Genomic DNA, 12,181 nt, shown 5'->3' with positions numbered 1-12,181 from the left:
ATAAGATATTTTTATAAGTCTCTAAAGACTTTCGCTTCTAAATTAAGGAATCTTTTATATAATGATACCCCAATAAAAGACATTTTCATGAAAAAACTATTAAATAAGTAGTGTTTTTTTCAATATCGTGTTAAATTGAAGTCAAGAACAATATTAGGAGGCAATTATGTTAAACAGAATTAGTCAAGCAGTCGATAAAGTTTTAACGGAAGTATCGGAAAACTATCAGTTAGATGTCAAGGCTGCTTTTGAAATTTATAAGAGACCCTTTAACTCATATGATATGGATTTAGATATAGAACATGGTTTTAATCAGTGGTTGATTCATGATTATAGAAACGCTAAAGGCGAGACCATGGCAGAACTTATATTAGAAGATGAAATGAAAGATGTTTTGATGAACTCAATTCATTCTGTCTTTAAAGTCATCTTTGAAAAGAACAAAATTGTATTTAAAGATTTGTTTACTGCAGTAGACTATGTCATAGAATCATCAGAGACTTTTGAGAACAATGACCTGGTAAGTGTAAGGATTTATCCTGTAGAAGGCAAGTATCTTGTTGTAGATAATCCAGAGTTTTATGGTGCAGAACTTGAAATGACCATTAGACAATCGATTATGAACAAATACAATGAATACTGTTCTTCAAATGCACCGATGGGCATAGAAGACTTTATCAAAGATAACTCTCAGTTGATTTACCATCTGACAAATATCATCCATTACTACGAAAATGAAATGATGGAAGATGATGATATGGTTGTTTATGTAGCAGAATATGCCATTAAAGAAAGAGAACTTGTATTGGATATGCTTTTAAATACAGATCACTTTCAAATCTTAGAAACATATGAAGATGAAATGACTTTAGTTGTTTTAGATGATGGTGTTCAAATTGGAGAAGCTTTGGTGACTTCTCACAAAATAGAGTTAGAAGCTAAGTCGCAAACCATACTTGATATTGGGAAGTCTCTTATCCATAAGTATGCTGGTGATTCAGCAGTATTTATTAAGGATTTGGAATTAGGACTGGATGACTTACTAGAATAATTGACAGTTATAAGAAATGATAGTAAAATGAAAATGTTATCGTTTTATGAAAGGAGAAATGCAATGAAAATGGTTTTTTCAGATTTACCTGAAAATGCTGATGATGCACCCTCCGCCAATAACTCAGAAGTACTGACCATTGGTGTGGATGAGCTCATCAAAGATATTAAAGAAATGATTGAAGATGATGCGAATCATAAGGAGAAGTTATCGACATACTTAACAACTATTGAAAAACAAATCGAGTCACAAAACAAACTGGACCTACAAAATGTAGATAGGGATGCTATTAAAAAGCTGATAGAGAAGCATCCATACTTTAAGAATCCTAACTCTTATCATATCCGTATGATTACGATTATGAAGTACTTAAAGAAGAAACAAGTCGACATATCAATTCCAGATTTTGATTTATTGGTAGATGAGATTATACAAACAATAGATGGCGTCACCAAGGTCGCTGATGGTAAATATAAGAAAAAGAGCAAATAGCCTGACATTGTCAGGCTTTTTTTAGAGGTAAATATGACAGACAATATCCATGATGTACTGGCAACCTATATATCAAAAAAACACTCTATAAATCTTGAACAAGTGAATCATTGCTTGAACAAGTCTTACGTTTTTTGTGATGTTGAGATTTATGATGAAGATCTCATGCATTATTATGACCGTTATATCGAAAATGAACAGAGAATCTTAACAGGTTCTTACTACACGCCTTATGCACTTGCTGAAAAAATGGTTTCAATGGCTTTTCAGGACTACTATAGAGACTATAATATTGACAAGCGCTTTTTTATAGAGCCCTATGCACTTTCCAATGAAGAACTGGCTTTGAGTCTAGATAAGATTAAGCTTGCAGATATAGCATGTGGTAGTGGTGTTTTTTTAGTAGCGGCAATAAAGATGATGATTTCTTATTATAAATCACTTAACCACCCATATGAGATAGACCAGATTATAGACCGGGTTTACGGCTTTGACTTACAAGAAGAACCGCTAGAAATCTATCACTTACTGCTTTTAGACATGGCTTTAAATGAAGGTGGTCAACTGAATCAAGTTAATATCATACTAGGAGATACCTTGCTTTCTAGGGAAGATTATCAGTTTGATCTGATTATCGGCAATCCCCCTTATGTGGGTGAGAAGGGCCATAAGGCACTCTTTGATGGTTATAAGCACTTAGATGGCTATGAAGGTAGAATGGACTTATTTTACTTCTTTATTTACAAGGGTTATAAATACTTAAAAGAAGATGGTCTCTTATTTTACATTACGACCAATTATTTCATTACAGCAGATGGTGCTAATAAGTTAAGAGCTTTTCTTAAGGAAAATGTGTCTTTTGTCAGACTCATTAACCTAGATGAATGCAAAATGTTTTCTGAAGCCAAAGGCATGCATAATCTCATATTCTCTTTTACAAAGGTCCATGTAGAGGAAGTTTCGATCAATGTCATCGCGCAGACCAAACTTAAGTCTTTAAACCGGTTGACTGAGACCCAGTACATGGTTTTGCAGAATAAGATTTTTTCTGAAACTGACCACATTCTCTTATATGAAAACAAGGTCTACTATGACATTATAAATAAAATATTATCCAAGTCCTTAACAACGCTTGGTCAGGTTGTAAAAATCAATCAAGGAATTGTGAGTGGGGCTGATAAAGTTACAAAAGCTGTGATAAAAAAGAAAATGGACCCATCACTTATAGATCAGTATGGTATAAAAGAAGGGGATCCGATTTATGTCTTTGATGACCCCATGGATTCTTCTTTTATGAAGCCTTTTTATAAGAACAGCCAGATAAGGTCCTATAAAATTTTAGACCAGGATAAGCGTTATATCCTTTATGTCAAGGATGGTGACTTAGAAGAGGGCATGAAAGAATATGAACATCTCCTGCCTTTTAAAGAACTGCTTTCAAATAGAAGAGAAGTTAAAACGGGTAGAAGAGAGTGGTATGCATTACAGTGGGGGCGCGATCAATCCATATTTGATGGCGAAAAGATTGTTGTCCCTCAAAGGGCAAATCTCAATTATTTTGCCTATACAGACCAGCCCTTTTACTCAAGTGCAGATGTTTATTATCTTACGGAGGGACCCCTAAAGTTTTTACTGGGCTACCTAAATAGCAAGATAAGCTATTTCTGGCTTTATAACAGGGGCAAGAGAAAAGGCAAGGCTTTAGAATTATATGCAAATCCATTACAAAGAATGCCGATTCCTATGATAAATTATGCTATAATTGAAGAGCATGTGGAAAAGGTCTTATTAGGGGGCAGTCCTGATGAGATTGATGCATGTTTGTATGAGTTCTTTGAACTCTCTAATGAAGAAATAGAAATTGTGGAAGAACTCTACAGTAGGGGTAATTAATTGGAAAGAAAATCGTTAATAAAAAAATCAATATTTGTCGTCATAGTCATCTTATTACTTATTAGACTCACATCACTTGCCTTTAAAGAATCAGCCAATGTGACAGATAAGTTGGTCAAACACTTTGAGGTTTCTCAAGAGGATATCATCAGTTCTGGTAAAGAAATCATCATTAAGAGTTTTGATGATATTACAAATGTGACTTGGTTAAGTGTCGACAAGCTTGTAATTGAAGGAGATATAGATGGAAAGTTTGATTCCTATCTATTTGATATGACTTCTTATGAGTTGATGCTTTATGATGAAGCCGACTATGTACCTGAAAACTTTGAGGATTACGAAATTGTAAAAGAGATACCTGGCTATGGACTTTTGGCTACTAAAGATAAGTCCATCGGTCTGATCAATGATTTGGCGTATACAGAAATTCTTGAAGATATTTCATATAATGATAAGCTGAATTATAAGCTTTCTGACGACATGTCTAAGCTGCTTGTCTATCATGCAGAAAAGAACACGCTTGTGACTTACAATTTTGAGAAGTCTTTTTATAGAACCATTAAAGCACCAGTAGATGAGGAACTATTAGAACATTTTCAGAAGCGTGCTCAGATATCGCCTCTTGGTGGGTATGTGTCTGTAGAATACCATACTGACCTAATAGAAGAATCCTACTTTAGGATTTATGGTGCTGACTCAGGCAAGTTGTATGCTGAAGATGTATTCGGTGTAAATATGTCATGGGCGCCAGATGATACCTATGTGTGTTATTTTTACTCTAAGGAACTACAAGCTCTTGATAAGCCAGTATTTGAAGATATGAACTATATCGGTAGACGTATCGGTTATTATGATGTTGAGCATAAGACCATTGATTATATTGATGTGGTAGAAGATGAGAAAATCATCTCTCAGATATATTGGTCAGATCATACAGCAACTACTTTAGTAGGTGAAGTTACAGAGAATATAGAGATTCAGTCGGTACTGGCTTATGATTTTGATACTGAGTCTTACAGTGATTGGCAGCTAGATTTAGAGCCTTATCCTTTAGATACTTCTGTAGACCTATTAAATGATTTTGAAGCCATGCTCTTAGAAATACAAACAAGTACAAACACGCAAATGATTCGATTGATTAAAGAAACAGGTCAAGTACAGCTTTATGAAGATGTTAAGGCCTTCGATACAAAAGAGGATCAAAACCTCTACTTCTATCAGGTTAATGACCGATTCATAATGGCAGACCAAGTACAGATAACGGTATCAAATGGTATGTCTCAGGGTTTTATCTTATTAGATGACAAGTCTTATATGGTACTGCCAAATGATGATTTATCTAGAGTTGGCGTTTGGTTTACCCATTTAAACGAGATCAAGATTTTAAATGTAGAATAAATTGTAACCATACAATTTTTGAGAAATTGTATGGTTTTTCTTATATTGTCATGATTTTATTTACATACAATGCCTTGCGTGATATTCTGATTTCAGAATTTAGGAGGGGCTTATGAAAATAAAGAATATTGTATTTACAGCAATTTTTATTGCTTTGTGTTTTGTAGCAACATCAATGATAAAAATTCCAATCTCTGTAGGTTGGGGATATGTACATTTAGGTGATTCAGTAGTCATGTTGGCTGGTATGTTATTGGGGCCAGTATTTGGGGCAATAGCAGGTGGCGCGGGTTCAGCCTTGGCTGACTTTGCAGGTGGTTATGCTCACTATATGATACCAACGTTATTAGTAAAAGCTGCTTTAGCATTTTTTATTGGTATGGTCTACAAAAATTTTGCTGGTCAAGTAAAGTCAGGTGGCGTATTTAGAATTATCTATCATGTGATTGCAGCAGTTGTCATAGTAGCAGGCGGTTACTTTGTAACAGATTTACTACTTGCTAATCTCTTAATCGTAGATGCAGAAGGTGCAACACCAATGGCATACGCAGCATTTGGTTTACCTTGGAATGCATTACAAGCTTTATTTGGTGCTGTAGTATCGATTTTACTCTACGTACCTTTAAAGGAACCGTTCGAAAATATGTACGAATAATCATCGCCGAAAGGCGATTTTTTTTTCCATTCATGATAAAATAAGTGAGGGGTAGACAAGGAGGCCTATGAAAAAAATATTACTAATCCTGGTCATGATGATGATGACCTTAACATGTGTTTATGCTGAAGATACCTTTGAAAGCATTTTTGAAAAAGGAGAGGTACTAGCAGTTGAAGAAGTCGAATCCGATAATTCTTACATCACTAAAATACAATATGTCGATGTGAAGATTTTATCCGGTGAATATAAAGATGAAGTTGTACAAATAGAGAATGGCTTATCAGATTCCTATGTAACAGATATTGAAGTAGAAGTAGGACAAAGAGTCCTATTACAAATAGATAAGTACTCAGATGGTTCTAAGATCGCTTATATTACAAGTCATGAAAGAGACCGTCATATTATCTTCTTGTTGTTAGTGTTCATTGCAGCTCTTTTAATTGTTGGGAAACTGCATGGTATAAAGACCATTTTCACTCTAGGTGTGACAGTTTTCTTTATATTTTTCGTTGAGTTACCATTATTGGTCAGAGGTCATAACGCTATATGGGTGACAGTTGTTGTAGCCATGTTTATCACTGTGATAACAGTGACTGTTATTTCAGGTTTGACTAAAAAGACACTTGCTGCCATCATTGGTACAACATTTGGTGTTGTTTTATCAGGTGGTATTGCCATTGTAGTTAGTAATCAAGCACATCTAACAGGGATGGCTATGGAAGAAGCCATCATGCTTTTAACCCTTTTAGGAGATAAAATAGACTTTAGACAGCTACTCTTTGCAGCTATTCTATTAGGTACACTAGGTGCTGTTATGGACGTTGCCATGTCTATAGCATCCTCTATAGATGAACTTCATAATGTCAATCCTAACTTGTCTGCTAGAGAACTTTTTTCATCTGGTATGAGAGTCGGTAGAGACATTATGGGCACCATGGCCAACACCTTGATACTTGCCTATGCAGGTTCATCACTTGCCCTTATGTTGCTATTTACAGCAGCCAGTGATAATCTGTCTAGACTGGTCAACTTAGATGTTGTAGCAACAGAGATTATTCGTTCCTTATCAGGATCCATTGGTCTAGTGGCTACAATTCCACTGACTGCTCTGGTTTCTGTATTTCTGATTAAGGACAAACGATTTAGACAATCCTAGGAAATGGTAATTACCATTTCTTTTTTTATCAACAATATGGTAAAATATGGTAGAGGTTAAATTATGAAAAGAACATTCACTTTTACAGCTGCCATGGGTTTATTAACCATCCTTTTATTCAAACTTCATTTTATTTTGATGTTTATACCCATCATTTTGTGCTTTGTTTATTTAAAGAAGTCGTTCAGATTATTAGGTTCAATTTTGATGCTTCTTATCATTGTATCTTTGATGTATCAGGACTTTAGATATGATTCTTATCAAATCTTAGAGACAAAAGATAAAGAAGTTGCTTTGAAGGCTTATGGGGCTGACTATCAACTAGAGTTTGACGGCTACCGCGTGCTACTTAAATCTGACATGGACTTGCTTGCAGGCGAGTACAGGGTGACCTATGACAAATATCAATTTTTTTATCAGAATCCAAATACATTTTCATATAAGAAGTATTTGAGGTCTTTAGGTTTTGTAGATGTACTTGAGTCTGATAATTGTCACTTAGAGTTGATAGAATCTCATAAAACCTTAAAGCTACCTAGAAGAGACTTTGCAAGTTCACCTTATCAAGGTGTCTATAAGGCCCTTGTTTATGCAGATAAATCTGATCTGGATCAAAAGATTTATCATAAGAATGGAACCAGCCATATACTGGCGATTTCTGGTCTTCACATCGGTTTGATCTATGGTCTTTTATATGGCCTTATAAGTTTCTTTAATAAGACAAGAGGCAGGTGGTTGTCTCTGATCATGGTATTTTTATATGTGGCTATGATCAATTATCCTATATCGGGTCTTAGGGCTTTTATCATGCTTGTTTTGGGATATGTAGCTTATCTATCCGACCGCAAGTACGACCTCCTTCAGTCCATAGGTCTTTTATCACTCATTATGATGATCTTAAATCCTTATGTGATTTACCATACAGGTTTTCAGTATTCTTTCTGTGCGGTCTTGGTCATAGAAGTTATTTATAAACCTCTATTTAAGCATACCCCGAAATATTTTGCGCTTATACTTTTACCTATGGTTATTCAGCTAGGCATGTTGCCACTTACAATCTATCATCAGAATACCATTCATTTATTGAGCTTTGTTTGCAATGTGTTTTCAGTGTTTTTAATTACATGGGTTTTGTATGCCTTACTTTTATATGTACTTTGTCCTTTGGAGATGCTTCTCTATTTTGCAGATTTTATCTATGGTTTTATTGATAAAATTAACATTTTCTTTTCTGGAATGTCGGGTTTTCAACTGACCTTGCCTTCCTTTCATATGATATGGGTTATAAGCTTCTATATGGTCCTCATGCTATATCGAGAAAAGAAGTTTAGAAGGCCTATGGTCTATATGATTGTATGTCTTATGATTTGCATGATCATCTATTATAGCCTTGTTGTAGAAATCTATTTCTTTGATATAGGTCAAGGAGACTGTATGCTTGTTAGAAAAGGCTTTGACACACTCTTAATAGATGGAGGTCGCAAAACTGAAAATGTCTTGATTAGGGATGTTCTTTTAAAGCAGGGGATTAGCTCTGTTGACCTTGTGATGCTGTCGCATAGTGATATGGACCATTTAGGCGGTTTGACACAAATTCCTGAAATGACTTATAAAAGCAAGCTTCTATATAAAAGACCCAATGAAGAAAAAGAAGACTTTTATGACTTACTTGTTTCAGAAAAAATCCCCTGTAGAGATCAAGTCTTTGACTTTTCCTTCTGTCAATTTGAATGCCTAGATTATCCTATAGGTGATACATACAACAACGCCTCATTGATCGGTTACTTGACAGTCTATGATACCACTGTCTTTTTAACAGGAGATATAGAAGCGGAAGTTGAAGAAAGGCTGAATCTTAAACCAGTAGATATTTTAAAGGTCCCTCATCATGGATCGACTTCATCATCAACACCTGACTTTATAGATGCTTTATCACCAGATAATGCCCTTATATGCGTTGGAAAGAATAATTATGGTCATCCATCACAGACTGTCTTAAATCGCTACGAATCAAGAAATATCCCCATTTATAAGACCCTTGATGGTTGTGTCAAAGTTTGGATTCTACCTTTTAACATTTACTTTATAAAGACTTTAAATTAGACCGTAATTGGTGTAAGATAATGAAGTACAGAAAGGACAATTATGGGATTTGAAGTATTTGATAATGATATAAAAAATGGATTAAAACCGCTCTATCTATTTTATGGACAGGAACGTTACTTAATCGACCAGTTCGTAGATAAGATGATTGATAAATATGTGCCGGATGCTTATAGGGATTTTAACCTCGTTGTATTTGATGGTGATAAATCAGATGTGGATGAGATTTTAGATGCATGTGAGACAGTTCCTTTTTTCAATGAAGTGAAGATAGTGATTGTTAAAAATGCGACCTTCTTCAGGAGTAAAAAAGCCAACCTGTCAGATGCGCATGAGAAAAGACTTTTGGAGTATTTTTCGACACCATTAGAGTCAACTAAACTTTTCTTTATTTCTAATCAAGCCATCGACAAGAGAAAAAAGATTACCAAAGATATCGGCAAAAATGGTCGTGTGGTTGAGTATGGCAAGTTAGATGCCGGTATTTTCTCTAAATGGATGCATAAAAAGATCAAGTCATACAAGAAGGATATAGACAGAAGAAATTTAGCCTATTTAGTAGATAGAATGGCTTATTTGGATAAACAGTCTTCTAAGACCCTATTAGATGTAGACAATGAAATTAGAATGATTTGCTCATCTATGATTGATAGAAAAAACGTAGAAACAGATGACATTGACAAGTACGTTAAAAAACCTCTAGATTCTGATATATTCCATATGGTCGATGCAGTAGGGCAAAAAAAAGCTGAAACAGCCATTTCGATTATGCATGAGATCCTTAGAAAAGGTGAGCCTATACAAGTTATTTTTTCTATGGTGTGCAGACAGTTTCGTATGTTAAAGAAGATAAAGATGTTGGCAGATGAGGGCTATAATCAGGCCACCATTGCCAAACTATTAGGTGCCCACCCCTATGCTGTTAAATCGATCATGAGACAGATTCATCGCTTTGACTCTAAGACCCTTACTAAGATTTTAACTAAATGCTCTGACTTAGACTACAAGATGAAGTCCACAGCCATTGATTCTGTTTTAGCTGTAGAAACCTTAATTATAGAATGTTCTTACCAAATATAATCCGAGCAATCGGATTTTTTTGCAGCAAAAAAGCGTACCTAGATAGGGTACGCTCAACTTTCGTTATAATTAAACACGGTTTGGGGAATCTGACGGTTTACGCGTTTAATTGTTTTGCTAATCTAGAAACTTTTCTAGCAGCAGCGTTCTTATGAAGTACGTTCTTTGAAGCTGCTTTATCGATTGCCTTTTCAGCAACCTTAAATCTTTCTAATGCTAATTCTTTGTCACCAGCTTCGATAGCTTCGAAGAATCTTCTTTCAGCTGTCTTGATGATAGACTTTCTAATTCTGTTGTTAGCAGTTTTCTTAGCGATTACTTTAGTTCTCTTTTTTGCTGACTTAATATTTGCCACAGTGATTCACCCCCTCTATACGTGATTAACAAAAGTATAATATCACTTTTTCGATTCTAATGCAAGCATAATAATTGATTTTTTTTTAGAATTATTATATTATTGATAGGTACTGAATGAAGTTAAGTATAACTAATGGGTTAAATAGTTGTATTTTAGATATGTAGGAGGAAAAATGTCGTCAGAAAGACAGAGTAAAATAAGGAACTTTTGTATCATTGCTCATATTGATCACGGTAAATCTACTTTAGCAGATAGACTGATTCAAAACACAGGTGCATTAACCGAAAGGGAGATGAAAGAGCAGATACTTGATACCATGGAACTTGAAAGAGAAAGAGGTATCACAATTAAGCTTCAAACAACACGTTTGAACTATACAGCGAAAGATGGCGAAACTTATACTTTAAATCTAATTGATACGCCGGGCCATGTCGACTTCACATATGAAGTTTCGAGATCGCTTGCTGCCTGTGAAGGGGCTGTACTGGTTGTAGATGCAGCTCAAGGTGTAGAAGCACAGACTTTAGCTAATGTATACTTAGCAGATGAGCAGGGCTTAGAAATGCTACCGGTTCTTAACAAAATCGATTTACCGGCAGCAAGACCAGAAGAGATTATTGAGGAAATAGAAGACATTGTTGGTATTCCAGCTGACCATGCGCCAAGAATCTCAGCTAAGAACAATGTGAATATTGGAGAAGTGCTAGAACAGATTGTAACGGAGCTGCCAGCCCCAAATGGTGATGAGAAAGCACCTTTAAAGGCTTTGATCTTTGACTCGATCTATGACCAATACAAGGGTGCTATTGCTTATGTACGTGTTGTAGATGGTTCAGTTAAAAAAGGTGATGAAATTATCATGATGTCAACGGGCAACAAGCTAGAAGTTGTTGAAGTTGGTATTTGTGCACCTAACCAAGTACCAGTAAAAGAATTAAAAGCTGGTGATGTTGGTTACGTAACGGCAAGTATTAAAAATGTTCGTGACTGCCAAGTTGGTGATACAATTACAAGTGCTAAAAATCCTACAAAAGAGCCAATGCCGGGTTATAAGGAAGCCACTTCAATGGTTTACTGTGGTGTTTATCCAGCAGAAGGTGAGAGCTTTGAGCTTATAAGAGACGCGCTAGACAAGTTAAGGCTAAACGATGCTGCTTTATCATTTGAGCCAGAAACCTCACTAGCTTTAGGTTATGGTTTTAGATGTGGTTTCTTAGGTCTTTTACACATGGAAATCATCCAGCAAAGACTTTTAAGAGAGTTCGATTTAGATATCATTACAACAGCACCAGGTGTTATCTACAAGGTAACTAAAACAAGTGATGAGGTTGTTTATATTCAAAATCCAGCCAACTTACCTGAGCAAACTGAAATCAAGGTTATGGAAGAGCCGATTGTAAAGGCCGACATCATAGTACCAAACGAGTTTGTTGGTAATGTTATGGAACTTTGTCAAGATAGACGTGGTGTGATGCTGACAATGGATTACATTGATTCAAGACGTGTCATCTTACACTATGATTTACCACTAAACGAAGTAATCTATGATTTCTTTGATGCCTTAAAGTCTAAGACAAAAGGTTATGGATCCTTAGATTATGAGTTCAAGGAGTATGTACCAAGTGATCTTGTTAAGATGGATATTCTTCTTAATAAGGAATTGATTGATGCCTTCTCATTGATTGTTCATAAGACAAAAGCAGAATCAAGAGGACGTCAGATTTGTGACAAATTAAAAGATGTTATTCCTAGACACATGTTTGCCATTCCTGTTCAGGCAGCGATTGGTAACAAGGTTATTGCCAGAGAAACCATTAAGGCTATGCGTAAAGACGTACTTGCCAAGTGTTACGGTGGTGATATTTCTCGTAAGAAGAAGTTATTAGAGAAACAAAAGGAAGGTAAGAAGAAGATGAGATCGTTAGGTTCAGTTGATGTACCTCAAGAGGCGTTCTTAGCTGTTCTTAAGTTTGATGATAAATAAAGCCGCAT

The 12,181-nt window shown here is 35.4% G+C and carries 10 protein-coding genes; 9 read left to right on the top strand and 1 reads right to left on the bottom strand.

Annotated features, from left to right (window positions below):
• The first annotated feature begins 166 nt into the window (after positions 1-166).
• The 8 genes from EZV73_RS09255 (at position 167) to holA (ending at position 9,831) form a co-directional block, all read left to right on the top strand.
• The gene (locus EZV73_RS09255) at positions 167-1,051 is read left to right on the top strand and encodes a hypothetical protein (RefSeq protein WP_240840010.1); all 885 of its coding nucleotides are present in this window, start codon (positions 167-169) and stop codon (positions 1,049-1,051) included.
• Positions 1,052-1,114: 63 nt separating this feature from the next.
• Positions 1,115-1,543 (top strand): hypothetical protein, encoded by a 429-nt coding sequence (locus EZV73_RS09250; RefSeq protein WP_240840009.1) that lies wholly within the window; start codon positions 1,115-1,117, stop codon positions 1,541-1,543.
• A gap of 33 nt (positions 1,544-1,576) precedes the next feature.
• Positions 1,577-3,436: an N-6 DNA methylase gene (locus tag EZV73_RS09245; protein ID WP_240840008.1), complete on the top strand. Its 1,860-nt coding sequence runs from the start codon at positions 1,577-1,579 to the stop codon at positions 3,434-3,436.
• Complete coding sequence (locus EZV73_RS09240; RefSeq protein WP_240840007.1) at positions 3,437-4,834, top strand: hypothetical protein; 1,398 nt, start codon at positions 3,437-3,439, stop codon at positions 4,832-4,834.
• A gap of 112 nt (positions 4,835-4,946) precedes the next feature.
• On the top strand, positions 4,947-5,489 hold the full coding sequence (locus EZV73_RS09235) for an ECF transporter S component (protein WP_240840006.1): 543 nt from the start codon (positions 4,947-4,949) through the stop codon (positions 5,487-5,489).
• 67 nt (positions 5,490-5,556) lie between these two features.
• Entirely contained in the window at positions 5,557-6,648 is a 1,092-nt protein-coding gene (locus EZV73_RS09230; protein ID WP_240840005.1) for a YibE/F family protein, read from the top strand.
• 63 nt (positions 6,649-6,711) lie between these two features.
• A complete protein-coding gene (locus EZV73_RS09225) occupies positions 6,712-8,751 on the top strand; it encodes a DNA internalization-related competence protein ComEC/Rec2 (protein ID WP_240840004.1) in 2,040 nt (679 codons plus the stop codon).
• Positions 8,752-8,793: 42 nt separating this feature from the next.
• Positions 8,794-9,831 (top strand): DNA polymerase III subunit delta, encoded by a 1,038-nt coding sequence (holA, locus tag EZV73_RS09220; RefSeq protein WP_240840003.1) that lies wholly within the window; start codon positions 8,794-8,796, stop codon positions 9,829-9,831.
• A 97-nt stretch (positions 9,832-9,928) separates the two neighbouring features.
• Here holA and rpsT read toward each other — a convergent pair whose 3' ends face one another.
• Entirely contained in the window at positions 9,929-10,186 is a 258-nt protein-coding gene (gene rpsT, locus EZV73_RS09215) for a 30S ribosomal protein S20 (RefSeq protein ID WP_240840002.1), read from the bottom strand.
• Between the two features lie 175 nt (positions 10,187-10,361).
• Here rpsT and lepA point away from each other — a divergent pair, with 175 nt between their 5' ends.
• On the top strand, positions 10,362-12,173 hold the full coding sequence (gene lepA, locus EZV73_RS09210) for a translation elongation factor 4 (RefSeq protein ID WP_240840001.1): 1,812 nt from the start codon (positions 10,362-10,364) through the stop codon (positions 12,171-12,173).
• Positions 12,174-12,181 lie beyond the last annotated feature (8 nt).

The organism is Acidaminobacter sp. JC074 (genome assembly GCF_022496765.1).
GTDB lineage: Bacteria > Bacillota > Clostridia > Peptostreptococcales > Acidaminobacteraceae > JABXKX01.
Note: the sequence above shows the minus strand (reverse complement) of the source record. Positions and strands in the feature narration are given on the sequence as shown.